The sequence below is a fragment of the Tardiphaga sp. 37S4 genome (assembly GCF_021044645.1).
Taxonomy (GTDB): Bacteria; Pseudomonadota; Alphaproteobacteria; order Rhizobiales; family Xanthobacteraceae; genus Tardiphaga; species Tardiphaga robiniae.
Window position 1 is genome coordinate 2,846,300 of sequence record NZ_CP088008.1, and the last position, 25,432, is coordinate 2,871,731.

Annotated in this window: 24 protein-coding genes; 6 read left to right on the forward strand and 18 right to left on the reverse strand. The window is 60.9% G+C overall.

Annotation, left to right across the window (positions count from 1 at the left end; genetic code table 11):
• Nucleotides 1-13: 13 nt before the first annotated feature.
• From LPB73_RS13905 to LPB73_RS13945, 9 genes are all read right to left on the reverse strand, one after another.
• Nucleotides 14-1,183 carry an acetyl-CoA acetyltransferase gene (locus LPB73_RS13905; protein ID WP_231080901.1) on the reverse strand — a complete coding sequence of 390 codons (1,170 nt, stop codon included), beginning with the start codon at nucleotides 1,181-1,183 and terminating at the stop codon, nucleotides 14-16.
• Between the two features lie 49 nt (nucleotides 1,184-1,232).
• The gene (eda, locus tag LPB73_RS13910) at nucleotides 1,233-1,895 is read right to left on the reverse strand and encodes a bifunctional 4-hydroxy-2-oxoglutarate aldolase/2-dehydro-3-deoxy-phosphogluconate aldolase (RefSeq protein WP_231080902.1); all 663 of its coding nucleotides are present in this window, start codon (nucleotides 1,893-1,895) and stop codon (nucleotides 1,233-1,235) included.
• Between the two features lie 13 nt (nucleotides 1,896-1,908).
• Entirely contained in the window at nucleotides 1,909-2,832 is a 924-nt protein-coding gene (locus tag LPB73_RS13915) for a sugar kinase (protein ID WP_231080903.1), read from the reverse strand.
• Between the two features lie 7 nt (nucleotides 2,833-2,839).
• Nucleotides 2,840-3,826 carry a D-erythronate dehydrogenase gene (gene denD / locus LPB73_RS13920; protein ID WP_231080904.1) on the reverse strand — a complete coding sequence of 329 codons (987 nt, stop codon included), beginning with the start codon at nucleotides 3,824-3,826 and terminating at the stop codon, nucleotides 2,840-2,842.
• 164 nt (nucleotides 3,827-3,990) lie between these two features.
• A complete protein-coding gene (locus LPB73_RS13925) occupies nucleotides 3,991-4,908 on the reverse strand; it encodes a carbohydrate ABC transporter permease (RefSeq protein ID WP_089267203.1) in 918 nt (305 codons plus the stop codon).
• Nucleotides 4,901-5,860, reverse strand: a complete 960-nt coding sequence (locus LPB73_RS13930; protein ID WP_231080905.1) for a carbohydrate ABC transporter permease — start codon at nucleotides 5,858-5,860, stop codon at nucleotides 4,901-4,903. The genes LPB73_RS13925 and LPB73_RS13930 overlap by 8 nt, the downstream gene beginning before the upstream one ends.
• Before the next feature lie 70 nt (nucleotides 5,861-5,930).
• The gene (locus LPB73_RS13935) at nucleotides 5,931-6,344 is read right to left on the reverse strand and encodes a RidA family protein (RefSeq protein ID WP_231080906.1); all 414 of its coding nucleotides are present in this window, start codon (nucleotides 6,342-6,344) and stop codon (nucleotides 5,931-5,933) included.
• 98 nt (nucleotides 6,345-6,442) lie between these two features.
• Nucleotides 6,443-7,768: an ABC transporter substrate-binding protein gene (locus LPB73_RS13940; RefSeq protein ID WP_175367345.1), complete on the reverse strand. Its 1,326-nt coding sequence runs from the start codon at nucleotides 7,766-7,768 to the stop codon at nucleotides 6,443-6,445.
• A 73-nt stretch (nucleotides 7,769-7,841) separates the two neighbouring features.
• The gene (locus tag LPB73_RS13945) at nucleotides 7,842-8,909 is read right to left on the reverse strand and encodes an ABC transporter ATP-binding protein (RefSeq protein WP_089267200.1); all 1,068 of its coding nucleotides are present in this window, start codon (nucleotides 8,907-8,909) and stop codon (nucleotides 7,842-7,844) included.
• 234 nt (nucleotides 8,910-9,143) lie between these two features.
• Here LPB73_RS13945 and LPB73_RS13950 point away from each other — a divergent pair, with 234 nt between their 5' ends.
• The 3 genes from LPB73_RS13950 (at nucleotide 9,144) to LPB73_RS13960 (ending at nucleotide 12,600) form a co-directional block, all read left to right on the forward strand.
• Nucleotides 9,144-10,982, forward strand: a complete 1,839-nt coding sequence (locus LPB73_RS13950) for an IlvD/Edd family dehydratase (protein WP_231080907.1) — start codon at nucleotides 9,144-9,146, stop codon at nucleotides 10,980-10,982.
• 120 nt (nucleotides 10,983-11,102) lie between these two features.
• The gene (locus LPB73_RS13955) at nucleotides 11,103-11,837 is read left to right on the forward strand and encodes an SDR family oxidoreductase (protein WP_068730627.1); all 735 of its coding nucleotides are present in this window, start codon (nucleotides 11,103-11,105) and stop codon (nucleotides 11,835-11,837) included.
• Between the two features lie 16 nt (nucleotides 11,838-11,853).
• The gene (locus LPB73_RS13960; RefSeq protein ID WP_089267198.1) at nucleotides 11,854-12,600 is read left to right on the forward strand and encodes an SDR family NAD(P)-dependent oxidoreductase; all 747 of its coding nucleotides are present in this window, start codon (nucleotides 11,854-11,856) and stop codon (nucleotides 12,598-12,600) included.
• 13 nt (nucleotides 12,601-12,613) lie between these two features.
• Here LPB73_RS13960 and LPB73_RS13965 read toward each other — a convergent pair whose 3' ends face one another.
• The 6 genes from LPB73_RS13965 to LPB73_RS13990 form a co-directional block, all read right to left on the reverse strand.
• Complete coding sequence (locus LPB73_RS13965; RefSeq protein WP_231080908.1) at nucleotides 12,614-13,402, reverse strand: energy transducer TonB family protein; 789 nt, start codon at nucleotides 13,400-13,402, stop codon at nucleotides 12,614-12,616.
• Nucleotides 13,403-13,417: 15 nt separating this feature from the next.
• A complete protein-coding gene (gene exbD, locus LPB73_RS13970; RefSeq protein WP_093758879.1) occupies nucleotides 13,418-13,900 on the reverse strand; it encodes a TonB system transport protein ExbD in 483 nt (160 codons plus the stop codon).
• A 2-nt stretch (nucleotides 13,901-13,902) separates the two neighbouring features.
• Nucleotides 13,903-14,832: a tonB-system energizer ExbB gene (gene exbB, locus LPB73_RS13975; protein ID WP_231080909.1), complete on the reverse strand. Its 930-nt coding sequence runs from the start codon at nucleotides 14,830-14,832 to the stop codon at nucleotides 13,903-13,905.
• Nucleotides 14,833-14,834: 2 nt separating this feature from the next.
• Nucleotides 14,835-15,524, reverse strand: coding sequence for a Fe2+-dependent dioxygenase (locus LPB73_RS13980; RefSeq protein ID WP_231080910.1), 690 nt, complete (start codon nucleotides 15,522-15,524; stop codon nucleotides 14,835-14,837).
• 3 nt (nucleotides 15,525-15,527) lie between these two features.
• Nucleotides 15,528-17,972 carry a TonB-dependent receptor gene (locus tag LPB73_RS13985; protein ID WP_231080911.1) on the reverse strand — a complete coding sequence of 815 codons (2,445 nt, stop codon included), beginning with the start codon at nucleotides 17,970-17,972 and terminating at the stop codon, nucleotides 15,528-15,530.
• A gap of 176 nt (nucleotides 17,973-18,148) precedes the next feature.
• A complete protein-coding gene (locus LPB73_RS13990) occupies nucleotides 18,149-18,388 on the reverse strand; it encodes a hypothetical protein (protein WP_089267192.1) in 240 nt (79 codons plus the stop codon).
• Nucleotides 18,389-18,726: 338 nt separating this feature from the next.
• Between LPB73_RS13990 and LPB73_RS13995 the strand changes: the two genes are divergently transcribed.
• Both LPB73_RS13995 and LPB73_RS14000 read left to right on the forward strand, forming a co-directional pair.
• Nucleotides 18,727-19,893, forward strand: coding sequence for an efflux RND transporter periplasmic adaptor subunit (locus LPB73_RS13995; protein WP_231080912.1), 1,167 nt, complete (start codon nucleotides 18,727-18,729; stop codon nucleotides 19,891-19,893).
• 2 nt (nucleotides 19,894-19,895) lie between these two features.
• Nucleotides 19,896-23,039, forward strand: coding sequence for a multidrug efflux RND transporter permease subunit (locus LPB73_RS14000; RefSeq protein WP_231080913.1), 3,144 nt, complete (start codon nucleotides 19,896-19,898; stop codon nucleotides 23,037-23,039).
• A gap of 12 nt (nucleotides 23,040-23,051) precedes the next feature.
• Here the strand turns inward: LPB73_RS14000 and LPB73_RS14005 are convergent, their stop codons facing one another.
• Nucleotides 23,052-23,777 carry a spermidine synthase gene (locus LPB73_RS14005; protein ID WP_231080914.1) on the reverse strand — a complete coding sequence of 242 codons (726 nt, stop codon included), beginning with the start codon at nucleotides 23,775-23,777 and terminating at the stop codon, nucleotides 23,052-23,054.
• Nucleotides 23,778-23,965: 188 nt separating this feature from the next.
• On the opposite strand from LPB73_RS14005, the gene LPB73_RS14010 reads away from it, so the two are divergent.
• Nucleotides 23,966-24,163 (forward strand): response regulator, encoded by a 198-nt coding sequence (locus LPB73_RS14010; RefSeq protein WP_231080915.1) that lies wholly within the window; start codon nucleotides 23,966-23,968, stop codon nucleotides 24,161-24,163.
• Here the strand turns inward: LPB73_RS14010 and LPB73_RS14015 are convergent.
• Entirely contained in the window at nucleotides 24,139-24,465 is a 327-nt protein-coding gene (locus LPB73_RS14015; RefSeq protein WP_068730616.1) for a pilus assembly protein PilZ, read from the reverse strand. The genes LPB73_RS14010 and LPB73_RS14015 overlap by 25 nt on opposite strands.
• 8 nt (nucleotides 24,466-24,473) lie before the next feature.
• The gene (locus LPB73_RS14020; protein WP_231080916.1) at nucleotides 24,474-25,355 is read right to left on the reverse strand and encodes a CheR family methyltransferase; all 882 of its coding nucleotides are present in this window, start codon (nucleotides 25,353-25,355) and stop codon (nucleotides 24,474-24,476) included.
• Nucleotides 25,356-25,432 lie beyond the last annotated feature (77 nt).

The following is a 25,432-nucleotide window of genomic DNA, read 5'->3' on the forward strand; positions in this document are numbered from 1 at the left end:
CCTCGCTTGCGCGTTACTTCGCGGGCTCGAGGATCGAAACGTAGTTCGCTACTGCGGCGCCGCCCATATTGAAGATGCCGGCGAGCTTTGCATTCTTGATCTGCATGCCCTCGGGCGCCTGACCCAACAATTGCATCGCGCTCAGCACATGCATTGACACACCGGTGGCGCCGATCGGGTGACCCTTGGCCTTGAGGCCTCCGGACGGATTGATCGGCAGCTTGCCGTCCTTCTGGGTCCAGCCTTCCTTGATGGCGCGTGCGCCCTGCCCGCGCGGCGTCAGGCCCATCGCTTCGTATTCGATCAGTTCGGCGACCGTGAAACAGTCATGGGTTTCGACGAAAGAGAGATCGCCGATCTCGACGCCGGCGGTCTTCAGCGCCTTTTGCCAGGCCACGGTGCAGCCCTCGAATTGAAGGATGTCGCGCTTCGACATCGGCAGGAAATCCTGCGCATGGCCGGTAGCCTTGATGTTGACCGCCTTGCCCATGGTCTTGGCGGTCTCGGAATCCGTCAGCACCAATGCCGCGGCGCCGTCGGATACCAGCGAGCAGTCGGTACGCTTCAAGGGACCGGCGACGAACGGGTTCTTGTCGCTCTCAGAGCGACAGAATTCGAAGCCGACATCCTTGCGCATCTGCGCATAGGGATTGTGGACGCCATTGGCGTGGTTTTTGGCGGCGATCATGGCCAGCGCATCGGACTGGTCGCCGTACTTCTGGAAATACTTCTGCGCGATGGCGCCGAACACGCCGGCGAAGCCCGCAGGCGTCTCGCCGTCCTCAGGCAGATAGGACGCGCGGAGCAGATTCTTGCCGATTTCGGGACCCGGCGTGCGGGTCATCTGTTCGACACCGACCACGAGAACAATTTTAGCAGCACCGGCGGCGATCGACTTGATGCCCTGATGTACAGCGGCCGAACCGGTGGCGCAGGCATTCTCGACGCGGGTGGCGGGCTTGAAGCGCAGTGCGGGGTCGGCCTGCAACACCAGCGACGCGGTAAAGTCCTGCGGCGAGAAGCCGGCGTTGAAATGACCGAGCACAATCTCATCGACATCGGCGGCGGAGATGCCCGCATCGGCCATGGCTTCGGTCGCAACGCGGACCACCATGCTCTCGACGGTCTCGGCGTCGAATTTTCCGAAAGGCATATGCGCCCAACCAACGATGCTGGCAGTCATGGTCGTCTCCCTGATCGATTTCAAATATTGGGCCCGTTATAGCCCGGCTTCATGGCGCTTGCAGGGATTTCATGGTCCGCGCGCACATGGCCGTTATGCCTGCCCAGTCGCCGGAATGTACCATTGACGACGGACAGATCCAGGACCCGCCGACCGCCAGAACCATCGGCTCGCTGAGCCAGTTCGCCGCATTTGCCTCGCCAATGCCACCCGTGGGGCAGAACCTGACATCCGGAAACGGTCCCGCCCAAGCGCGCAGCATCGCGATGCCACCCGCCTGTTCTGCGGGGAAGAATTTCAGAGTGTCAAAGCCGCGCTCGCGCGCCTGCATCAGTTCCGAGGCCGTGGCGACGCCCGGCAGGAATGGCAGATCGCTGGAAGCTGCGATGTCCAGCAATTCGCGCGTCGCGCCGGGACTGACCGTGAAGCGCGCCCCGATGGCATAGGCCTTCTGGAAATCCGCCGGCGTGAGCACCGTGCCGATGCCAACAATGGCCTCCGGCACTTCGGCGACGACGGCCTTCGCCGCCTCCACCGCGGCATCGGTGCGCAAGGTGATCTCCAGCGTGCGAACGCCGCCGGCGACCAATGCGCGCGCCAGCGGTACGGCGTCGGCAACACGTTCGATCGTGAGCACGGGAACGACGAATGCTGCCTTCAGCAGCTTTCGCAGATGATCCTGACGCTGACCGATATCGAGAGGCTTGTTCATGCGGATGGTCCTCTCATAAGGATGTATCGAACGCGATCATATCGGGCATCGCCTCGCGCGGGATGATCGCGCCGGGATGGCAGACGACCGTACCGGCGAGATAGTGGCCTGCCTGTGCGGCGGCGACGGGCTGAGCGCCGCTCAGACGTGCGTGCAGATAGGCAGCAGCGAAACTGTCGCCGGCCGCGGTGGTATCGATCACCGCACCACTGACAGGGCTGGCCTCGACACGCCGCGACTGGCCGTGATGCCGTATGATGCTCGCGGGGCTATCGAGCTTGAGCACCACTTCATCTGCTTCAATACGCGACAGCAGCTTGTCCTCGGCCTCGCCGGGATAGAGCGGCAACAAGTCCTCGACCGAGGCGAGCACGATATCGGAGACCGCAAAAGCATCCTGAAACGCGGCGCGCGCCAGATCGAGATCGGGCCAGCCGCGGGCGCGGAAATTCGTGTCGAAGGCGATACGGACGCCGGCCGTGCGGCTGCGCTGGAGTGCGGCAAGCAAGCGGTCGCGCCCCGCCACGTCGAACAGCGACAGCGTGATGGCCGAGAGATAGATCAGATCATAGTCCGCAAGTGCTGCCAGCAACGCGTCGGTCTCAGGCAAACTTAACAAGCTGCGGACAGCCGACGCATCGCGCCAGTGATAGAAGCGGCGCTCGCCGGCCTCATTGGTCTCGATCATATACAAACCGGGCAGCTTGCCCTTGAGGCGCATCACCCGCTCAGTGCCGATGCCCTCGGCCTGCCAGCCGGCAATCATCTCGTCGCTGAGCGGATCGTCACCGAGCGCGGTGACATAATCGACCTCCGCGCCAAGCCGGGCGAGATAGACTGCAGTGTTCAGCGTGTCGCCGCCGAAGGATCGCGTCAGGTGCCCGTCCGGCATCTGACGCAGCTCGATCATGCATTCGCCGATGCTGGCGATCCGCATGGTGGCCTCAATCGACGAACTTGCCGCCGAGTTCATCCTCGATATGGATGCGGATGATGTCGTCGAAGGTTTTCTCGGCGGTGGTGAAGCCGAGCTTCAGCGCGCGCGCGGTGTCGAAGTCGCGCGGCCAGCCCGACACGATGCCGGTGATGACCGGATCGGTCTCACGCTTGATGCGGGCGACGACGTTCTTGCCGGCAACGCGATCCAGTGCGGCGATCTGCTCGCCGACGGTCACCGACATGCCGGGCATGCTGAGATTACGCCGCGGGCCCATGGCCTGAAGATCCATGGTGCCGGCGTGGGCGAGGAAGCCCACGGCAGAGCGCGGCGACGCGTGCCAGTGGCGGACATCCTCGGACACCGGCAGGATGGCTTCCTTGCCGGCCAGCGGTTCGCGGATGATGTTGGAGAAGAAACCGGAGGCGGCCTTGTTCGGCGCGCCCGGACGGACGCAGATGGTCGGCAGGCGGATGCCAATGCCGTCCAGGAAACCCTTGCGGGTATAGTCGGCGATCAGCATTTCGCAGATCGACTTCTGCGTCCCATAGGAGGTCAGCGGCGTGTGAATGAACTCGTCACCGATCTTGTCGGGGAACGGCGCGCCGAACACGGCGATGGACGAGGTGAAGACCAGCCGCGGCTTGTAGCCGCCGCCGATGGCGCGGATAGCGTCAATCAGGTAGCGGGTGCCGTCGAGATTGATGCGATAGCCCTTGTCGAAATCGGCCTCCGCCTCCCCCGACACGATGGCGGCGAGGTGGAAGATCACCTCCGGTTTGTGGGCGACCAGCGGCGCAGCCGTCTTTGGATCGGCGAAGTCCGATGTCACCAATTCGATCGGGATCGACGCGCCCGCGGGCTTTGCCGGCGCCACCACATCCTGCAGGGTCATGCGGGTGATGTCGCGATTGCCAAGACGGCCGTCGCGAACCAGTTTCTCTGTGAGCTTGCGGCCAACCATGCCGGCGGCGCCGAGGATGAGGATGTGCAAGGGAAAACTCCTTCTTGTTGTTCTTGGGTTCAACTCTGGCCCTCATGGTGAGGAGGCGCCTCTTTGGCGCCGTCTCGAACCATGAATGAGACTACGGCCATCCTTCGAGACGCGGTCGAAGACGACCGCTCCTCAGGATGAGGGCGGTACATTGGGTAAGCCGCCTACTCCTTCACCGCGCCTGTCATCGCCGACACGTAATGCTCGACGAAGAACGCATACAGGATCACCAGCGGCAGCGAGCCAACCAGCGCGCCGGCCATCAGCGAGCCCCATTTGTAGATGTCGCCGTCAACGAATTCATTGACGATGGCCACGGGCACAGTCTTGTTCTGGGTCGATTGCAGGAAGGTCAGCGCATAGATGAACTCGTTCCAGCACAGCGTGAACGAGAAGATGAAGGCCGAGATCAGGCCGGGCACCGCCAGCGGGATGATGATCTTCACCAGGATCTGCCAGCGCGAGGCGCCGTCGATCAGCGCGCACTCTTCGAGCTCGAACGGGATGGTCTTGAAATAGCCCATCAGGAGCCAAGTCGAGAACGGGATGAGCAGTGTCGGATAGACCAGGATCAGCGACAGCGGCGAGTCGAACAGGCCGTAGGCCTGGATGACCGACGCCAGCGGGATGAACAGGATCGACGGCGGCACGAGATAGGCCATGAAGATCAACGCGCCGACCGTCTCGGCACCGCGAAAGCGGAGCCGCACGATGGCATAGGCGGCGAGCACACTGGCGACGATCGACAGAAATGTCGAAGCCGCTGCCACATACATCGTGTTCCAGAGCCACTGCGGATAGTTGGTTTCGAACAGCAGCTTTTGAATGTGCTTGAAGGTCGGCTTGATCACCCAGAACGGATTGAACCGCTCCATGTCGATCAATTGCTCGTCGGGTTTGATCGAGGTCAGCGCCATCCAGTAGAACGGGAACAGCAAGATCACCACGATGATGAACAGCGGGATGTAGAGCGTGACGATGCGCCTCGGCAGCGACTCCAGATAGGCCATGCCCTCGCTGTGATCGTCTTTCTCGACGGTCGGCGCGACGGCTGTGCGGTGATCGACGGCGTGATCAGTCATTGTCAGTGCCTTGCTGCCACTTGCGGCGTTGCATGCCGAACCAGGAAATGGCGATGGCTGCCAGAAGGAACGGGATCATGGCGGTGGCGATGGCTGCGCCCTCGCCGAGCCGACCCGAAAGAATGCCGCGCTGATAGCTCAGCGTCGCCATCAGATGCGTTGCATTCACCGGACCGCCGCGAGTCAGCGCCCAGATCAGCTGGAAGTCGGTAAACGTAAACAGCACCGAGAAGGTCATGACGACCGCGATGATCGGCGTCAGCAGCGGATAGGTGATAAAGCGGAAGCGCTGCCACGAGGTGGCACCATCCAGCGTCGCTGCTTCATAGAGCGACGGCGACACGGTCTGCAGGCCCGCCAGCAACGTAATCGCCACGAACGGCACGCCGCGCCAGATATTGGCGAAGATCACGCTCCCTCGTGCCCAGTTGCTATCACCGAGAAAATTGATGTTGTGGTCGATCAGGCCCATTTTGATCAGCGACCACGAGATGATCGAAAACTGCGAGTCGTAGATCCACCAGAAGGCGATGGCCGAGAGCACCGTCGGTACGATGAACGGGATCAGCACCGCGGCGCGGATCAGCGCCTTGAACGGCATATGCCGGTTCAAGAGCAGGGCCAGATAGAGGCCGACGGCGAATTTGATGGCCGAGGCGACGATCGTATAGAGCAGCGTGTTGAACACCGAGAGCCAGAAGATGCTGTCGTCCTTCAGCCATTCATAATTCTCGAGGCCGACAAACACGCCGCCGCGGCCGATGCGATCATCGGTGAAGCTCATCCAGACGCCGAGGAACAGCGGGTAAGCGAGAAACAGCAGCAGGAATGCCGCGGCCGGCAGCATGAACCACAGTGCGAGCCAGTTGCGGTTGATCCGCAGCCGCTCCCAGGCCGAGGATCTGGGGATCACTTTCCCTGCCCCCGGCATCGATGTCTGGATCGTGGTCATTGCAAGATAGCTCCAGTCGGATGTCGGCTTCGGTCTGATGTCGTGCAGTCAGTCATGCGTCATGATCCGGTTACGGCAGGATCGCTTCGCCCTCGATCTCGACACGTGCGTGTGGATCGATCAGGGCGGAAACCTGAACCAGTGTCATTGCTGGAAAATGCTTGCCGAGCGTCGCGCCCCAGGCCTCGCCAATGGCGGGGCCGGACGTCTTGAATGCGTTGATGTCGGTCACATAGGCGCGCAACATCACGATTTGCTTTGGTTCGCCGCCCGCGGCCTTCAGCACGGTGACGAGATTCTCCATCGCGTAGCGCCACTGCGTCCCGAAGTCGGATCCCGCGGCGACTTCGCCCTGCCCGTTCTGCTTGCCGAGCTGACCGGAGATCCGGACGCTCCGCGTACCGCCGGCCACCACCGCATGCGCAAAACCGCGCGGCCGCGTCCAGCCTTCCGGGAGAACTGTCTTGTAGTCGGTCTCTGGCATTCCCATTCCCATCGTTCAGGCAGCCTTTTGTGAAACGAGATTCACGGCTGCTCCGGAGAGTTGCCGGCGCGGGTCGCTCCGCGCCGGCAAGGTCGTCCTCAGGCGCGGAAGATGCGCTTCGCCGCGCGCTCGGCAGACGACATCGCGGTCTTCACGTCCTCGCGGCCCGTGCAGTAATTGGCGTACATGTCGACGACCACGAAGTCGGCGATCGCCGCCGCCGCATTCTCGCTCATCTGCGCTTCGCCCGCCGGGGTCGTTGCCGTCGAAGCCACGTCGCGATATGGCGTGTTCTTCGGATCGGCGGTCCAGATCGGGTTCTTCTCGAAAGCAAGCTGGAACGGCGACAGATAGCCCTGGGCTGACTCGACCCACGGATTGAACTGCTCGGGCTCCATCATGAAGGCGGTGAACGCCTTGCAAGCCTGCGGGAACTTGGTGAAGGAGAAGATCAGGATCGGGAAACCGAGATGGAGCTCACGCCGCTTGCCGTCCAGACCGACGGGCAAATGCGCGTGGTTCATGTCTTCGGCAATCGCCGGGGCTTCCTTCTTCGCGGTCACATAGACCGAGATGCCATTGGTGGTCAGATGCAGCTGGCCGGCCAGGAATGCCTTGTTGTTCGACGAGTCGTTCCAGGATGCGGTGCCGGGAATGAAGTTATCGTAGAGCGACTTGACGTATTCCAGTGACTTCGCGGTCTCCGGAGAATTGATCGTGACCTTGTTGTCTTTGTCGATCAGCTTGCCGCCATGGGCCCACAGCGCCCAGTGCACCCAGCCATTGGCATCGCCCGAAGCGTGGCCCAGCGCCATGCCGCCTGGGGTGCCGTTCTTGTTCATGCCCTTGAACAGATCCTGGAAACCGCCGAGATCGTTCGGGAACGTCTTGTGGCCGGCCTTTTCAGCGGCGGCGACGCGATAATTCACCAGACCGCCGGTCGCAGCGACCGGAACGCCGATCCACTTGCCGTTATGCATGCCGTACTGCTTGCCGGACTCGGCCCAGCCGCCGTTCTTCTTGCCGAGATAGTCGGCGACGTCGGAAACGTCCATGCACTTGGTCGGGAACAGGAACGGCAGGGAGTACAGGCCCCAGACCATGTCGAGGCCCTGCCCGGTATTCGCCGCGACCGAAGCCTTTGGCTGAATGTCGTCATAGGATTCGTTGGAGACGGTGATGGTGACGCCGGTCGCCTTCTGGAAGGCGTCGACGATCTTCATGAAGGCCACGTCTTCGGCTTCGACGAAGCGCTTCCAGCGCAGCAGGTTAATCTTGGCGCCAGCTTCCGGCTTCCACTGTGAGGCCTGCGCCCAGGCTTTTGCGTAGCCCAGCAATTGATCCGCGGACATGGTCGCCGCAGCAGCAAGCGTGATCGCGCCGCCCTTGAGCAGAGATCGGCGATCCGGTGTAAATCCAGTCATCTTTCATCTTCTCCCTGTAATATTGGTTCGTTGATCGACCAATGTTTTGAAATTGATTTGGTGCAACAGCGCGTCAGTTGACGCGCTTGCCGGTCTCCTTGTCGAACAGATGCGCCGAATTCGCGCGCGGCCTGAGATGAATCTTGTCGCCCGGCGCGACCGGACGTCGATCACGGAAGATCGCGATGATGTCCTGGGTGCCGATACGTGCGACGACCTGAGTCTCCGACCCCATCGGCTCGACCACCACGACCTCGGCCTCGATGCCGTCATCGGCGAATTCGAGATGCTCGGGACGAATGCCGTAAGTGACAGCCTTGTCGTTCCCTGCCGCAGGCGCTGCCGTAATCGGCAGCTTCGCGCCATTGGCAGTTTCCACCCAAGGCTGGCCGCCGTTCACCTTCAGCGTGCCTTCGAGGAAATTCATCGCCGGCGATCCGATGAAGCCCGCAACGAACTTGTTCTCGGGACGATCATAGAGCTCCAATGGTGCGCCCATCTGTTCGACGATGCCGTCCTGCATCACCACGATCTTGTCGGCCATGGTCATGGCCTCAATCTGGTCATGCGTCACATAGACCGTCGTCGTCTTCAGGCGCTGATGCAGTTCCTTGATCTCGGCGCGCATGGCGACGCGCAGCTTGGCATCGAGATTCGACAGCGGCTCGTCGAACAAAAACACCTGCGGGTCACGCACAATGGCGCGGCCCATGGCGACGCGCTGACGCTGACCGCCCGACAACTGCCGGGGAAAACGCTCGAGCAATCGCCTCAAATCGAGAATATCGGCGGCGCGATTGACCTTCTGATCGATCTCGCTTTTGTCCGCGCCGCGCAGCTTGAGCGAGAAGCCCATATTCTGGGCAACGGTCATATGCGGATACAGCGCGTAATTCTGGAACACCATGGCGATGTCGCGCTCTTTCGGCTGGACATCATTGACCACGCGGTCGCCGATCGAAATCGTGCCGGAGGTGATCTTCTCCAGGCCCGCCAACATGCGCAGCAATGTGGATTTTCCGCAGCCGGATGGCCCAACCAGAACCACGAATTGGCCATCCTCGATGGGGACCGACACGCCGTGGAGAACCTCAAAACCGCCAAAAGACTTACGAACGTCGTGAATCTGCACGGACGCCATACATTTCCCTCCCAAATGTCCCATTTTAGAGACTGCGTCCTCCGATTGCCGGAGCCGCCTGTTCTTACTTGTCTGACATCCTACCAGATTTTCTGGCGGCGTGTCGTTGGATCATAGTCGTAGAAAAACTTCGCAGATGCAAACGTTGCGAAGCAGCCAGTGGCGTGCAAACATTCGTGACCAATCAAAAGAGACGACGCACCAAGATATAAAGTGTGCGCTGCGGGAGAAATGATGACCAAGTCGACTTCGTCCACGCCGACTGCGGGGACCTCGCCTGTAAAGGCAACCAAGCGCAAACTTCGTTCGAGCGAATGGTTCAACGATCCCCACAATCCCGGAATGACCGCACTCTATCTTGAGCGCTATCTGAACTACGGTCTGACGCGTCACGAATTGCAGTCCGGCAAGCCGATCATCGGCATTGCGCAGACCGGCAACGACCTGTCGCCCTGCAATCGCCATCATCTCGAACTCGCCAAGCGCGTGCGCGAAGGCATTACCGCTGCCGGTGGTCTGGTGATGGAATTCCCGGTGCATCCGATTCAGGAGACCGGTAAGCGGCCGACTGCGGCGCTTGATCGCAACCTTGCTTATCTCGGCCTTGTGGAAATCCTGTTCGGCTATCCGCTCGATGGCGTCGTGCTAACAACCGGCTGCGACAAAACCACGCCGGCCTGTTTGATGGCAGCAGCGACAGTCAATCTCCCCGCAATCGTGTTGTCCGGCGGTCCGATGTTGAACGGCTGGCACGAAGGCCAACGCACCGGCTCCGGCACCGTGGTGTGGAAATCGCGTGAGCGGCTGGCCGCCGGCGAGATCGGCTACGAAGAATTCATGACGCTGGTGGCATCGTCCGCACCGTCAGTCGGCCATTGCAACACCATGGGCACCGCGTCGACGATGAACTCGCTTGCCGAAGCTTTGGGCATGTCACTGCCCGGCTGCGCTGCCATCCCCGCTCCCTATCGCGAGCGCGGCCAGATTGCCTATGAGACGGGCAGCCGTATCGTCGACATGGTGTGGGAGGACCTCAAGCCGTCCGACATCCTGACGCGCAAGGCGTTCGAGAACTGCATCGTGGTCAACTCCGCCATTGGTGGCTCGACCAACGCCCCCATCCATATCAACGCGCTGGCGCGCCATATCGGCGTCGAACTCGATATCGACGACTGGCAGAAATTCGGCCATGACGTACCGCTGCTGGTCAACATGCAGCCGGCCGGCTTCTATCTCGGCGAGGAATATCACCGCGCCGGCGGTGTCCCCTCAGTGGTGCGCGAGCTGATGAAGCACAAGCGCATCCATGAGGATGTGATCACGGTGAACGGCAAGACCATGGGGGAAAATTGCGCCGCCTCGCCCAAGCCGGACAACGACGTCATCTGGTCCTATGACAAGCCGCTGGTGGCTGATGCTGGCTTCCTCGTCCTGCGCGGCAATCTGTTTGATTCCGCGATCATGAAGACCTCGGTAATCTCCAAGGAATTCCGCGATCGCTATCTGATCAATCCGAAGGATCCGAACGCATTTGAAGGTCGCGCCATCGTGTTCGAGGGGCCGGAGGATTACCATGATCGCATCGACGATGCCTCGCTCAATATCGATGAGCATTGCATCCTGTTCGTGCGCGGCACCGGGCCGATCGGCTATCCCGGCGGCGCGGAAGTCGTGAACATGCAGCCGCCGGCAGCGCTGATCAAACGCGGCATTCTATCGCTGCCCTGTATCGGCGATGGCCGGCAGTCGGGCACATCCGGCTCGCCGTCGATCCTCAACGCGACGCCTGAAGCGGCAGCCAATGGCGGGCTCGCGATCCTGCAGACGGGCGACAAGGTGCGCATCGATCTCAACAAGGGCTCGGCGAACATCCTGATCTCCGACGAGGAGCTGAAGCGACGTCGCGCTGAACTGATGGCCAATGGCGGATTCAAATATCCGGCCAACCAGACGCCGTGGCAGGAGCTCTATCGCAACACCGTCGGCCAGCAGGCTACCGGCGCCTGTCTCGAACTGGCGACGCGCTATCGCGATATCGCCGGCACGGTCGGGACTGCGCGGCATAATCACTAGCAGCCAACGGTGTCATTGCCGGGCTTGACCCGGCAATCCAACTTCCTTCGCAGCAAGATGGATACGCGGGTCAAGCCCGCGTATGACGCCCAAAACAAAAACGTCTCAGGGAGATCTCACATGTCTGACCGCTTGAAAGGCAAACGCGCCTTCGTCACCGCGGGCGCCGTCGGTATCGGCCGCGCCTGTGCACTGGCCTTTGCGCGCGAAGGCGCAACGGTGTTCGCCACCGATATTGACGACAAGGGCGTGGCGCTGCTGACCAAGGATGGTATCGCCGAGACTGCACGGCTCGACGTGCGCGACACGGCTGCCGTCGAAGCGATGGCGAAGAAGGTCGGCGATATCGACATCCTGCTCAACGCCGCCGGCTTCGTGCATCACGGCGCAGCACTGGAATGCTCCGATTCCGACTGGGACTTCTCGTTCGATCTGAACGTCAAATCGATGCACCGGACCATCCGTGCGTTCCTGCCCGGCATGCTCGCGCGCGGCAATGGTGCGATCGTCAACATTTCCTCCGCCGCCGGTGTCTTCAAGGCAGCGCCGAACCGCTATGTCTATGGCGCAACCAAAGCTGCCGTCGCCGCCCTCACCCGTGCTGTGGCCGTCGACTACATCACCAAAGGCATTCGCTGCAATGCGATCTGCCCCGGCACGATCGAAACGCCCTCGATGCTCGACCGCGCCGCAGCCGCAGGCCCGAATGGCCGCGAGCTGTTCGTGAGCCGGCAGCCGATGGGCCGCCTCGGGACCGCAGAAGAAATCGCATCTCTCGCCGTCTATCTCGCCAGCGACGAGAGCGCCTTCACCACCGGCGTCGCGCACATCATCGACGGCGGCTGGACGCTGTAACCGAGGACATCGCATCATGAACAAGATCGATCTGAACGGCCGCTGCGCCGTGGTCACGGGCGGCGCCCAGGGCTTTGGCCGCGCGATCACCGAACGTTTCGTCGCTTCCGGCGCCAAAGTGGCGATCTGGGATCAGGATATTGACCTGGCCGTAAAAACGGCGAGCGAAATCGGCGACGACGTGATTGCCCTCAAAGTCGACGTCACCGACGTGGCTTCAATTGATGAAGCTCGCGCTGCAACGCTTCAAGAGTTCGGCAAGATCGATATCCTGGTCAACAATGCCGGCATCACTGGATTCAACAAGCCGGTGTGGGAGATCGATTACGACGATTGGCGCAAGGTGATGCGCATCAATCTCGACGGCCCGTTCCTGTGTTGCAAGGCCGTCGTGCCAGTGATGCTGAAACAGAATTACGGCCGCATCGTCAACATCGCCTCGATCGCCGGCAAGGAAGGCAATCCGAATGCCTCGCACTATTCGGCATCGAAGGCCGGCCTGATCGCGCTGACCAAGTCGCTCGGCAAGGAACTGGCCGGCCACGAGATCAACGTCAACGCCATCACGCCTGCTGCCGCGAAGACAGCGATCTTCGACCAGATGACCGAACAGCATATCAACTTCATGCTGTCGAAGATTCCGAAAGGACGTTTCGTGCTGGTGCAGGAACTGGCGGCTATGGCTGCCTGGCTGGCCTCGGAAGACTGCGCCTTTTCGACCGGTGCGGTTTTCGACATTTCGGGCGGACGGGCGACCTACTAAGTCGCCCTTCTCGTCAGCCCTTACCCTTGACGCGGAAGATCACGGGCACGGTGAAGCTCAGGCCGTCGTCGGCGATCAACGGCGGCGGCGCCGGCAGCGGGTCTGAGCGGCGGACCATGGCAACCGCGGCCTCGTCGAACGCGGCGTCGCCGGAGCCCTTCACCACTCGCACGGCCAGGACCTTGCCGACGCGGTCGATCTCGAAATTTACCGTTACTTCGGCCGTCTTCTGCTGGCGCTCCTGCGGATAGCGCTTGTTCTTTTCGAGATAGGCGCTGAGCTGCTTGGACCAGATTGTGGACAGGCGCTTCTTGTCGGTGCCGATGCCGCCCTGCTGCGCTTGTGCTTTCTCGCCAGCCTTGGAATCATCGAGCTTCTGCTGTGCGGCGGCCTCCGACGCGACGGATTCCTGCGACGCCTGCTGCTGTTTTTGCGCCTTTTCGGGTGTCTCTTCTTCCGGCTTGGTCGCCTTGCTCTCGGTCACGACCTGATCGGGTTCTTCGCTCTCGTGCGGCGTCTCCTTGGGGAGATCGCTCTGCTTCTCGACAGCCTTCTGCTCCTGAACCGCCGGAGATGCGGTCGAAGCCTCCGAATCCGGACCCTGCGGAAGATCGGTTGGCTCGACGTCGGGCGACACCATTTCCATCCCGACTTCGATGGCATTAGCGCCGAGGCCGTCGTCGTCCTCTTCCTGCTGCATCTCGAACACGGCCGCAGCGATGCCGCCGACATGCAGCAGCACGGCGACAAGCGCCGCGATCAGCCACAGTCGCCAGGACGACTTTCCATCGAGCTCGGACATAGCGCTTCCGTAACGTCAGGGCTTCGGCGCGTCAGGTGCAGCGATCGGTGCCGGCGATGCCGCAGCGGCATCCGGAACACCTTCCAGTGCAACAAGCTTGGTCTTCTGATAGCCACCGGCACGCAGCCGTTCCATCACATCGAAGAATTCGCCATAGGGCACCGCGCGATCGACGCGCAGGAAGATCGGACGATCCTTGTTGCCGTCGCCCATCGCATCGAGCTGACGCACCAGATCGACGCGCTTGACCATGTTCTCGCCGATCGCGACAGCGAGATCCGGCTTGATGCTCACATAGGTCGGCTTGTCCGGCTTCTTCTGCGGCGTCACCGTCGAGCTCGGCAGATTGATCGGCAGGTCCACCGTCGACAGCGGCGCGGCCACCATGAAGATGATCAGCAGCACCAGAATGACATCGATGAAGGGTGTGACGTTGATTTCGTGATTTTCCCCGAAATCATCATCGTCGTCTGCACCTTCGGAAAGCGACATACCCATGATTATTCAGCCGCTGCGCGTGCGTGTGAACTCGAATGCGTGCGATCAAGATCGCGTGACAGCAGACGACCGGCGGCGCCCTGCGCACGGCCGACGATTTCCATGTAGGCCTTCGTCACGCGCGAGAAGTGATTGTAGATGATGACCGCCGGGATCGCCGCGACGAGGCCGATGGCGGTCGCCAGCAGCGCTTCGGCGATACCGGGCGCGACGACGGCGAGATTCGTGGTCTGCGACTTCGAGATGCCGATGAAGCTGTTCATGATGCCCCAGACGGTGCCGAACAGTCCGACGAACGGCGACGTTGCGCCAATGGTCGCGAGGATACCCATACCGGTGCGCACCTTGCGGCCTTCAGCACGAACGATTTCGCCAAAGCTCGACGCCGCACGCTCCTTGATGCCTTCATCGCTCGAAATGCCGGCGGACATCCGCCCTTCCCGCATCGCCGCCGCCAACAGGCGCGACAGGATCGTACCGCGCTCGCCGAGCGCCATCTGCGCTTCGGACAGCGAACGCGATTCACCTATCTTGCGGAGCGCGGCCTTCAAGCGACGCATTGCCCAGGTCAGTTCCATCATCTTGAAAATGCCGACCGTCCAGGTGACGACCGATGCGAAAGCCAGACCCACCATCACCGCCTTGACGATGATGTCGGCACCCATGAACATTTTCCAGGGCGACAGATCGTGCTCACCGGTAGCGACCATCGGCCTGGGCGCGGCCTCCGCGACCGGGCTAACAAGAGCTGTCGAAGCGGCCGGGCTCGCCACTGGGCTGCTCGGCTGAGCAGTTACCGGGGCCGGCGCCGCAGCGGGAGCTGCCTGAGTAACCACCGGCGCCACGGGCTTTGCAGCCTGCTGCGCAATGATTGGCGAAGCAAACGCGACCACTGCCAGCACAGCCAGCGACTTAAGAACAGTTCTAAACAAGCTTATACCTCGGCCCAGTAGCGGATGAGATTATGATAGATGCCCGTCAATTTGACCGTTTCTGGGTCGTCTCTTCCGAGACGTTCAACTAGGCTCTGAATCGCGCTGTCGAGATCGAAGATCATGCTGCGCGCATGAGCATCACGTATCATGCTCTGTAGCCAGAAAAAAGACGCTACGCGCATACCTGCCCTTAGAGGCGTTACAAGGTGCAAACTGGAAGCAGGATAAAGTACGAGGTGGCCGGCCGGCAGCTTCACATCGTGTGAGCCGTAATTGTCTTCAATAACAAGCTCACCGCCCTCATATTCTTCGGGCTCGGAGAGGAACAGCGTCACTGACAGGTCGGTGCGGATACGCATGCCCGTGAGATGATCGCCGCGCACTGCATTGTCGACGTGCACGCCGAAGTGATGTCCGTCCGACGAGACGTAACGATTGAACAACGGCGGGAATATCTGCAGCGGGATCGCCGCAGACAGAAACCGCGGGTTCGACGTCAGCGCCGAGATGATGCGATTGCCGAGCGCGCGGGCCACATCGCTGTCCGGCGGCAGTTGCTGATTTCGTTTGACCAGAGCCGATTGCGCACCGGCAGTCGAGCGACCGTCCTCCCAACCGGCCGCATCCATGATGCGGCGGAACTCCGCCACATCACTTTTGCTCAAGACGTCAGGGATGCAGATCAGCATCCCCTAGAACTTCCCACTGAGAACAAGTGTTCCCGACCGCCCTGGCGCCACGAGCACGAATGGTGCAGCACTGTTGTAGAAGCCGTCATAGTAGAGCTTGTTGGTCAGGTTGTTGACGAACAGCTTGAGGGTGATGTTCTGGTCGATCTTCTTCTCGACGAACATGTCGAAGCGCCAGAATTCCGGCAGGACCGTCGTGGTCGTCGTGTAAAGGATGCCACCGGTACGCTGCGACTGATAGGTCGCCTGCCCGCCCAGCTCCCAGCCATAGTCGAACTTGTACTTGGTCATCAGGTTGAACGATTGATGCGCGATGTTGGCGAGATCACGCCCGATGAAAGCAGGCGTTGCCGAGTTCAGCACCTTGGATTCCATCAGAACCAGACCGCCGAACACGCTCCAGCGATCGGTAATCTTGCCGGCAACGCCGAGATCGATGCCGCGGATTCTGTATGACGCGCCAGCCACGACCTGCGTGGCACCGGCAACGGTCAGCTGCTCACGCGCATTGCTCTTGGTTGTCTCGAACAGAGCGCCGGTCAGCAACAGATGGCGATCGAACAGTTCCCACTTGGTACCGACTTCCGCCGACTTGTTCTTCTCTGGCGCGAATACCTGATTATAGGCGCCCGTGAGATTGAAACCGCCATAGCGTGCGTCGGTCCCGTCCAATTCGGCACCGACCGGATTGGTCGACGTCGCATAGGCCGCATAGACGCTGCCATAGGGTAGCGGCTTCAACGTCAGGCCGACATTCCAGTTTACATTTCCGCTATCTGCCTTTTGCGGGAACGTGGTGGTGGTCGCAAACGGCTTGCCCGCGCTGACACTGTAATCGTCATAGCGGATGCCGGTGTTCAGATAGACGAGGTCATTGTAGTTCGCCGTATTGATGGCGTAGCCCGCATTGGTGTCGACCTTGATCACCGTTGGATTGTTGGCACGCGTGGGCTGCGCAAAAGCCGAATAGGTCAGATACGGATTATTGATCGGAACGATCACGGAGCCGAGGCTCGTGCTCCCACCCGGCAGCGACTCCGTTGTCAGGCCCGTAAAGGTGTCGATATCGACCTTTTCGCGCGAGATCTCCGCACCGACGATGGTCGTGTGCCTGATCGGACCGGTGTCGAACTTGAACTTCAAGTCTGACTGGTTAGCGATCGTGTCCGTGGTCTGATAGCGGCTGACGGCATTGAGCTGAACCAGTCCGTAACCGGCGGGATCAGCGAGATAGCCGGGAATGCCGGCGCGGGGCGCTTCAGGCAAAGTGCCGACATAGGCCAGGGTCGAACGTTCCAGCCGCATCTTGTTGCTGAAGGTGACATCCGGCGTCAGTGCGACTTCGGTGTTCAGCGAGCCGATATCCTGACGGGCATGCTGGAAGTCGCGATTGGCGAAACCATAGTAGTTGTTGCGGTTGGCGATGCCGGTTTCCGTTGATGGCTTGTTGGCCGCGCGGTCCCATGGAATACCGAAATCCGGGATGGAATTGAGGTCGGTGTGGATGTAGTTGGCCGTGACCTTCACGGCATCGACCGGCGTCCACTTGATGGCCGCGAAGCCTCCCCAGCGATCGTCAGTCGTGGTGTTGCGGCCAGCAACATTGGCGTCCTGGAACAGGCCGCCGGCGCGCACCGAGACTGTCGGGCTCAGCACCTGATTGGCGTCGATGGTGACGCGCTTGGTGGCATCGGTACCGAAGGAGGTATCGATATTGGTGAAATTCTTGTCGCCTGCCTGTTTGGTGACGATGTTGATCGCACCGCCGGCAGTGCCGCGTCCGGCGAAGGACGATGCCGGACCGCGCAGGATCTCGACCTGTTCGGTGAAGAAGTTCTCGCGAATGCTGACGGCCGGATCGCGGATACCGTCGACGAACACGTCATTGCGGGCATCGAAGCCGCGAATGAAGAAGCGATCGCCGAAAGCGTTGCCGCCCTCACCGGTTCCAAGCGTCACGCCGGCTGTCGAACGGACGGCATCGCGCAGCGACGTCGCGTTCTTGTCCTCGAGAACTTCCCTGGTGAGCACCGTGACGGTGCGCGGCGTATCGAGCAGCTTCTCGGTGAATTTTCCGCCCGCAAGCCGATCACCTTTATAGGGCGCGGAGGGATCAGCATAAGGATCAGCGGCTAGTCCGCCGGCATTCGGAAACGGCACCGGCGCGACCGGCACCGGTTGAGCCCGGCGGGCGGCGCGGCGGAGCGCGGTGCGCGCGCGAATCTGGTCCGGACTTGGCTTCGATGCCGCCGGCCGGGGCCGGGCAACCGGTGCATCCACTGTGACCGGCGGAAGGGTGGATTGCTGCGCTTCGGCACCGCTGAACGACGCAACCGCGATAAGACCCGCAACCGCCGTTACTTTTCGGCCAGAATGGGGATCGGCGCCCTCGCCGACACGAACCTCAGAAACAGCACGCAAAGACCGCGGCATTTTCGCCGTACCCATCGAATTCCCCCAAAACTGCGACACCAGGACGCATCAAGTGCGATAATTTGTCCCATGGACGTAGTCGGCAGGAGAACGGGTGGTCAACGCAATTGGGCGAGAATGCAGGGTTCTTATGTTTGAATATGTCTAGATTGGTCGCGGCAGCTACCTAGAGGTAATATGAAACGGTCACCCTATTCACTGCTGGGCGGCTTCATCAGCGAGAACATCTCGTCGACGGTCTGCAGCGCCGATTGCCTTACCCGATCCGTATTCTCCATGCCGGCGATGTTGATGCCACGCACGACGGCTTTGATCTCGTCCCGATAGTCGGTCAGGAAGCGCAGCGGATCCGGCGAGTCATTGGCGACCCGCGCGATCAATCCGGTAATCAAAATCTGACAGGCGATCATCCGCCCATTCAACTCGTCCATGTCCCGCTCCGGATCGATTACATTTACATGCCGCAATGTCGGCTTCGACGAGGCTATGGCGGATACGACGCGCAGTTACAACACTAGGCGCTTCTCACTGCGCCGATGGATTGTCCAAGACGCCGCATAAAACGAGGCGCAGTGTCCTGTTGGAACGATGCGAGAAATCACGCGTAAATCATAGTGAACATGAAGATTTGGCAATGAAGCACGCGTTCAAGCGGTCGTGTGTTTACAGCATTTGAGTCGCCACCTAGCTGATCAGGAGCCGCCCAAGCGGGCGCGCATTGGACGCGCATGTCTGCGTCAGTGGCTGCCAAGAGATTGATGAGATCACCATGACAACGCTTACCCGTTTTCGATGGACTGGGCTGATTGTTCTGGCGCTGCTTGCGGCCGGCGGAACTATCGCATGGCAGCATTACGGAGCTACCGGAGCACAGCAGGCGAATGCCGACAAACCGCGCGGCCCTGCCCCCGTCCCGGTGAAAATTGCATCTGTCGAAAAAGCTGATTTCCCCGTTTATCTCGGCGGTCTGGGCACCGTGCAGGGTTTTAACACCGTGGTCGTGCGGACCCGTGTCGATGGTCAGATCGACACGATCGCTTTCGCCGAAGGGCAGATCGTCAAGGAGGGTGACCTGCTCGCACAGATCGATCCGCGCCCGTTCCAGGCAGCGCTCGATCAGGCCAAGGCCAAGAAGGCGCAGGACGAAGCCAATCTCGCCAATGCTAATCTGGATTTGCAGCGCTTCACCAAACTCGGCGAATTCGCGACACGGCAACAGACAGACACACAACGCTCCACCGTGCAGCAGCTGAGCGCGCAGATCGCTGCCGACGATGCCGCGATCTCGAATGCGCAGACCCAGCTCGCTTACACCACGATCAAGGCGCCGATCTCCGGCCGCGTCGGCTTTCGTCAGGTCGACCAAGGCAACATTGTCAATGCTGCGACCCAGACCGGCATCGTCACTATCGCGCAGATCGAGCCGATCGCCGTAATCTTCACCGCGCCTGAACAGAACCTCATCGACATCAGCCAGTCGCTCGCGGAACATCCGCTCAAGGTGATCGCGCTGACCACCGACGGAAAGCGGACGCTCTCGGAAGGCACGCTCGCGGTCATCAACAATCAGGTGGATACGACCAGCGGCACGATCCGGCTCAAGGCGGTATTCGACAACAAGGACCACGTGCTGTGGCCCGGTCTTTCCGTCTCGACACGGTTGCTGGTGACCACGTTGAAGGATGCGACTGTCATTCCCGACGATGCCGTTCAGCATGGGGCCGACGGGCTCTATGCCTTTGCGGTCGGGGCTGACAACAAAGCCGAGCTGAAGAAAATCAAGGTCAGCCGTTCCATCGATGGCCGCACGGTGGTCGAGGACGGGCTGAGCGCCGGCGAGCGCGTTATCGTCGCCGGGCAATATAAAGTGCAGCCGGGCGCGCTGGTGGCGACGTCAGTCGCAACATCTGCAGCCATTCCGGCGAAAGGCGAATAGCCATGAACGGAGGAATTTCAGCACCGTTCATTCGCTATCCGATCGCAACATCATTGCTGATGGCCGGCATCCTGTTCGTCGGCCTGGTCTCCTATCCCCAGCTTCCCGTCGCGCCTTTGCCGCAGGTCGACTTCCCGACCATCCAGGTCGCCGCCACCCTGCCCGGCGCCAGTCCCGAGACCATGGCATCCTCGGTGGCGCAGCCGCTGGAGCGACAGCTCGCGCAGATCCCCGGCGTGGCGCAGATGACCTCCACGAGTTCGCTCGGCACATCTGCAGTCACGATCCAGTTCGATCTCAACCGCTCGATCGACGGCGCCGCCAATGACGTGCAGGCCGCGATCAATGCCGCCGGCGGACAATTGCCGAAGACGCTTCCGAGCCCGCCCACCTATCGCAAGGTCAACCCGGCCGACTCGCCGATCATGCTGCTGTCGGCGACATCGGACACGCTGCCCATTACGACGGTCAGCGACAGTGTCGATGCGCAACTGGCGCAGCAGATCAGCCAGATCTCCGGTGTCGCCCAGGTTACGATCGGCGGCCAGCAAAAGCCGGCGATCCGCATCCAGATTGATCCTGCCAAGCTGGTGGCCAAGGGGCTGCAGCTCGAAGACATCCGCAGCCAGATCGCGATCACCACTGTCGACAGCCCGAAAGGCAATATCGACGGCGCGACCCGCAGTTACACGATCTACGCCAACGACCAGTTGCCGGAGTCGAAAGACTGGAACGACGTCATCATCGCCTATCGCAATGGTGGTCCGCTGCGGGTCAGAGACATCGGCACGGCCGTGACCGGCCCGGAAGACGCCAAGCAGGCGGCCTGGGCCAATGGCAAGCGCGGCGTGTTTCTGGTGATCTTCAAGCAGCCCGGCGCCAACGTCATCGACACCGTCGACAAGATCAAGGCCGAGCTGCCGCGTCTGGTGGCCGCGATCCCGCCGACCGTGAAGATCGAGGTCCTCAGCGATCGCACGCAGACCATCCGCGCCGCCGTGCAGGATGTCCAGTTCACACTGCTGCTGACCATCGCCCTCGTCGTGATGGTGATCTTCGTCTTCCTGCGCAGCGTCTGGGCCACCGTCATTCCCAGCGTGACCGTACCGCTCGCATTGCTCGGCGCTTGCGCGCTGATGTGGGTGTTCGGCTATACGCTCGACAATCTGTCGCTGATGGCGCTGACCATCTCGGTCGGCTTCGTGGTCGACGACGCCATCGTGATGCTTGAAAATATCACTAGATATATCGAGGAAGGCGAAACACCGATGGCTGCCGCGCTGAAAGGCGCCGGTGAAATCGGCTTCACCATCGTCTCGATATCAGTCTCGCTGGTCGCGGTGCTGATCCCGCTGCTGCTGATGGGCGGCATTATCGGCCGCCTGTTCCGCGAATTCGCCGTGACACTGACCATGACGATTTTCGTCTCGCTGGTGGTGTCGCTGACGCTGACCCCGATGATGGCCTCGCGCTTCCTGCGCGAAGAGAAACACGCCAAGCATGGCCGGCTCTATCAGCTCAGCGAGAATGCCTTCGATGCTCTGCTGCGCGCCTATGAGCGCGGCCTCGACCTCGTGCTGCGCTGGCGCCTGACGACGCTGATGGTGTTCTTCGCCACGCTCGTCCTGTCGGTCTATCTGTTCATGATTATCCCGAAGGGCTTTTTCCCGCAGCAGGACACCGGCCTGATCACCGCTTCCTCCGAAGCGTCGCAGGATATTTCCTTCGCCGACATGAAGATCCACCAGGAAGAACTCGGCAAGATCGTGCAGGCTGATCCCGACGTCGCCAGCGTCGCCATGTCGATCGGCGGCAGCGGCGGCGCGCTCAATACCGGGCGCATGTTCATCACACTGAAACCACGCGACGAACGTTCGGCCAACGCGCAACAGATCATCACGCGGCTGCGACCGAAGCTGGAGAAGGTCCAGGGCGCACGCTTGTTCATGCAGGCGGCGCAGGATATCCGACTCGGCGGCCGCGCCACGCGCACCCAGTTCGAATACACACTGCAGGACGCCAATCTGGCCGAACTGAACGAGTGGGCGCCGAAGATTCTGGCCAAGATGCAGACGCTGCCAGGTCTACGCGACGTCGCCACCGACCAGCAGACCAAGGGCACGACGCTGACGCTGACCATCGATCGCGACAACGCCTCGCGCTACGGCATCCAACCGCAACTGATCGACGACACGCTGTATGATGCGTTCGGCCAGCGTCAGGTCGCGCAGTATTTCACGCAGTTGAACAGCTATCACGTCATTCTCGAGATATTGCCCGAGATGCAGGGCAAGCTCGATTCACTCGACAAGATCTATATCAAGTCGCCGACGACAAGCGACATGGTGCCACTGTCGGCCTTTGCGAAATGGACGACGGTGCCGGTGCGGCCGCTTTCGATCAGCCATCAGGGCCAATTCCCGGCGATCACCATCAGCTTCAATCTGGCGCAGGGCGTTGCCCTCGGACAGGCGACCGATGCCGTACAGGCTGCCATGCAGGATATCGGCGCGCCTTCGACCTTGCGCGGCACCTTCCAGGGCACGGCGCAGGCGTTCCAGCAATCGCTATCGACGGTGCCACTGCTGATCCTCGCAGCACTGGTTGTGGTCTATCTGATCCTCGGCATTCTCTATGAGAGCTACATCCACCCCCTGACAATCCTGTCCACCCTGCCCTCGGCGGGCGTCGGTGCGCTGGCGATTCTGATGGCGTTCGGTTTCGATTTCAGTCTGATCGCGCTGATCGGCATCGTGCTGTTGATCGGCATCGTCAAGAAGAACGGCATCATGCTGGTGGACTTCGCAATTGCTGCCGAGCGCGACGAACATCTTGAACCGGAAGAAGCCATCCGCAAGGCCGCTATCCTGCGTTTCCGCCCGATCATGATGACGACCATGGCGGCGCTGCTTGGCGGCGTGCCGTTGATGCTCGGCACCGGCACCGGTTCGGAAATCCGCCAGCCACTCGGCTACGCGATGGTCGGCGGCCTGATCGTCAGCCAGGCGCTGACGCTGTTCACCACGCCGGTGGTCTATGTCTATCTCGACAAGCTTTCCAATATCATGTCGAGCTGGGGACGATCGAAGCGCGACGACGATAACCGGTCGGACAAGCAGATGCTGGCGAAACAGGCCGCCGAATAGCGCAACGGCGCGCTATACGGCCTCTTCGATCCTGGTGCCAACATAGACGGTGTTGGACACTTCCTCGTCTGCGTTCAGATTGTCGAAGGCCACGACATGCGCGGTGACGGCGCCAAAGACACTCTCCATCACGGCCGTGAATGCAGCTTCTGGTGGGTCGTTCGACCACAGCGCAAACACGCCGCCGGGCTTGAGATGCTCCGACAGACGCTGCAGCCCGGCCGCCGTATAGAGCACGGCATGGCTCGGATGCAGCAGGTTGTCCGGCGCATGGTCGATATCGACCAGTATCGCATCGAAGCGACGACCGGGTTCGTCGGGATCGAGATGACCACCCGTCGAGGTCGCCATCTTGAAGAAATCGCCATGGACGAGACGGCAGCGCCCGTCCGCCGACAATTCGCGGCCGATCGGGATCAGGCCGGCCTGATGCCATTCGATCACTTCGGGCAGTGCATCAATGACGACCAGCGAACCGACCTTCTCATGCGCGAGAACTGCCTGCGCAGTGTAGCCCAGACCGAGACCCCCAACGACGACATCCAGCCCGCTGCCGATTAGTGATGCCAAGCCAATATCCGCCAGCGCGATCTCGGCAGCCGTGAATGCGCTCGACATCAGAAATTCGTCGCCGAGCTTGATCTCAAAGATATCGATGTCCGTGCCCGGCTTCCGCCGACGTCGCAGGGTCAGGACACCCATCGGCGTCGGGCGATAATCCAGTTCTTCGAACATCATGCTCATATCCGACCATGTACATGGCACGTGCGATGCGGCAACAACGAAATGCCCCAAGTGTGCAAATCTGGACAGACACCTCCGGCAAAATGACTAAACACTTGGCGTCGTCGGCGATTCGTCGCGTCATGGTTGCGTGTTGCGTGGAGAGTGACTGCAGGCTCACTCCAGCGCGCGGGGGCGCCGCCATGAAACGCATTCTGGTCGTCGACGACGACCCACTCGTGTCCATGTCCATTAGGCTGACAATGGAACGCGAGGGCTTCGAAACTGTCTCGGCCGATGGTGGCGAGATCGGTCTATTCGTGTTGGAAGATACAAGCTTCGATGTGATGATCATCGATATCTTGATGCCGCATGATCAGGCGTCAGCCATATCGCCGTGATCGCTCTTCGCCGGCGATTTCTTCTTGCTACCTTTGGTGTTCAGGAAGCGAATATCGATCTGCGCACCGTTCACCTTGACCAGTTCGCAGCGGCGATAGGCAAGTCCGGTCGATGACAGCAGCAGGAAGAACTCTTTCAGATTGAGGCCCTCGATGGATGTCTCGAGTATCAACTCGGCGTCGTGACTCGATACAGCCTTCAACACACAACTGCGCCGCCATGTGCCGTCGATGGCCATGATCCAGACATTGTAGCCGCGCCCGAAAATGACGCGCCCGTTGGTTGCAACTTCTTCTGCCATGACCGCTCCTACGCCCGCATACTGGCGGGAGATGTCTTCAGTCCGGCACCCATGTCGGGCACGATCGATGGCGACGCTTGCGCACTCACCGGCAGATAGACACCGCGACGATTGGAGCAAACCCGATAGCGGTCAGTCAGACCGACGACGGTCTCGGCTGCGCCCAGGAACAGATAGCCGTCAGGTTCGCTGGATTTTGCAAGCCTGCCGAAGATCTCGGTCTTGGTCGCCTGATCGAAATAGATCAGCACGTTGCGGCAGAAGATGACGTCGAACTTGCCAAGATGCGCGTAGTCCTGCAGCAGGTTGAACTGCTTGAACTGAACCATCGCGCGGATGTCGGCATTGAGCTGCCACGTCGTGCCGGTCTGCTTGAAGTGTTTCACCAGCAACTGGATCGGCAGGCCGCGCTGCACCTCGAACTGGGTGTAGACGCCAGTACGCGATTTTTCGAGCACTTCGGGCGAGAGATCCGTGGCCACGATCTCGACGCGCCACCCCGTCAGCGCGGCGCCGAGTTCCTTCATGATCATGGCGAGCGAATATGGCTCCTGCCCGGTCGAGCCGGCGGCGCACCAGATCCGCAGGCTACGCTTGCCAGCGCGCGCCTTGATCAGGTCGGGAATGACCGTGTTCTGAAAATGCTCGAACGGTGTCTTGTCGCGAAAGAAGAAGGTCTCGTTGGTGGTCATGGCTTCGACCACATCCGAGATCATCGGCTCCGAACCGGCTTTCATCTTCTGAACGAGTTCGCTGATCCCGGCGACACCGACCTTACGCGCCAGCGGCATCAATCTGCTTTCGAGCAGGTACTTCTTGTCGGCCGATAGCACCAATCCGGAACGATCTTTCAGAATCTTCTGCAAATACTCATAATCGATAGGGGTCATGGTCTCTTTCTAAGACGCAACGCCGGTCCAAATAACTTGCAGCGACGACGGTATGCCACTGCGTGCAAAAAGCGCGT

What these genes read in the sequence shown, in the direction of transcription:
- LPB73_RS13960 (WP_089267198.1), top strand. Translation starts at nt 11,854, where the DNA reads ATGAACAAGATCGATCTGAACGGCCGCTGCGCCGTGGTCACGGGCGGC.
- LPB73_RS13915 (WP_231080903.1), bottom strand. Translation starts at nt 2,832, where the DNA reads ATGCGGATCGCCAGCATCGGCGAATGCATGATCGAGCTGCGTCAGATG.
- LPB73_RS13905 (WP_231080901.1), bottom strand. Translation starts at nt 1,183, where the DNA reads ATGACTGCCAGCATCGTTGGTTGGGCGCATATGCCTTTCGGAAAATTC.
- LPB73_RS13945 (WP_089267200.1), bottom strand. Translation starts at nt 8,909, where the DNA reads ATGGCGTCCGTGCAGATTCACGACGTTCGTAAGTCTTTTGGCGGTTTT.
- LPB73_RS13930 (WP_231080905.1), bottom strand. Translation starts at nt 5,860, where the DNA reads ATGACCACGATCCAGACATCGATGCCGGGGGCAGGGAAAGTGATCCCC.
- LPB73_RS13990 (WP_089267192.1), bottom strand. Translation starts at nt 18,388, where the DNA reads ATGGACGAGTTGAATGGGCGGATGATCGCCTGTCAGATTTTGATTACC.
- LPB73_RS13980 (WP_231080910.1), bottom strand. Translation starts at nt 15,524, where the DNA reads ATGCTGATCTGCATCCCTGACGTCTTGAGCAAAAGTGATGTGGCGGAG.
- LPB73_RS13950 (WP_231080907.1), top strand. Translation starts at nt 9,144, where the DNA reads ATGACCAAGTCGACTTCGTCCACGCCGACTGCGGGGACCTCGCCTGTA.
- LPB73_RS14000 (WP_231080913.1), top strand. Translation starts at nt 19,896, where the DNA reads ATGAACGGAGGAATTTCAGCACCGTTCATTCGCTATCCGATCGCAACA.
- exbD (WP_093758879.1), bottom strand. Translation starts at nt 13,900, where the DNA reads ATGGGTATGTCGCTTTCCGAAGGTGCAGACGACGATGATGATTTCGGG.
- eda (WP_231080902.1), bottom strand. Translation starts at nt 1,895, where the DNA reads ATGAACAAGCCTCTCGATATCGGTCAGCGTCAGGATCATCTGCGAAAG.
- LPB73_RS14015 (WP_068730616.1), bottom strand. Translation starts at nt 24,465, where the DNA reads ATGGCAGAAGAAGTTGCAACCAACGGGCGCGTCATTTTCGGGCGCGGC.
- LPB73_RS13985 (WP_231080911.1), bottom strand. Translation starts at nt 17,972, where the DNA reads ATGGGTACGGCGAAAATGCCGCGGTCTTTGCGTGCTGTTTCTGAGGTT.
- LPB73_RS13935 (WP_231080906.1), bottom strand. Translation starts at nt 6,344, where the DNA reads ATGCCAGAGACCGACTACAAGACAGTTCTCCCGGAAGGCTGGACGCGG.
- LPB73_RS13995 (WP_231080912.1), top strand. Translation starts at nt 18,727, where the DNA reads ATGACAACGCTTACCCGTTTTCGATGGACTGGGCTGATTGTTCTGGCG.
- LPB73_RS13965 (WP_231080908.1), bottom strand. Translation starts at nt 13,402, where the DNA reads ATGTCCGAGCTCGATGGAAAGTCGTCCTGGCGACTGTGGCTGATCGCG.
- LPB73_RS13940 (WP_175367345.1), bottom strand. Translation starts at nt 7,768, where the DNA reads ATGACTGGATTTACACCGGATCGCCGATCTCTGCTCAAGGGCGGCGCG.
- LPB73_RS14010 (WP_231080915.1), top strand. Translation starts at nt 23,966, where the DNA reads ATGAAACGCATTCTGGTCGTCGACGACGACCCACTCGTGTCCATGTCC.
- LPB73_RS14005 (WP_231080914.1), bottom strand. Translation starts at nt 23,777, where the DNA reads ATGATGTTCGAAGAACTGGATTATCGCCCGACGCCGATGGGTGTCCTG.
- LPB73_RS13955 (WP_068730627.1), top strand. Translation starts at nt 11,103, where the DNA reads ATGTCTGACCGCTTGAAAGGCAAACGCGCCTTCGTCACCGCGGGCGCC.
- LPB73_RS14020 (WP_231080916.1), bottom strand. Translation starts at nt 25,355, where the DNA reads ATGACCCCTATCGATTATGAGTATTTGCAGAAGATTCTGAAAGATCGT.
- LPB73_RS13925 (WP_089267203.1), bottom strand. Translation starts at nt 4,908, where the DNA reads ATGACTGATCACGCCGTCGATCACCGCACAGCCGTCGCGCCGACCGTC.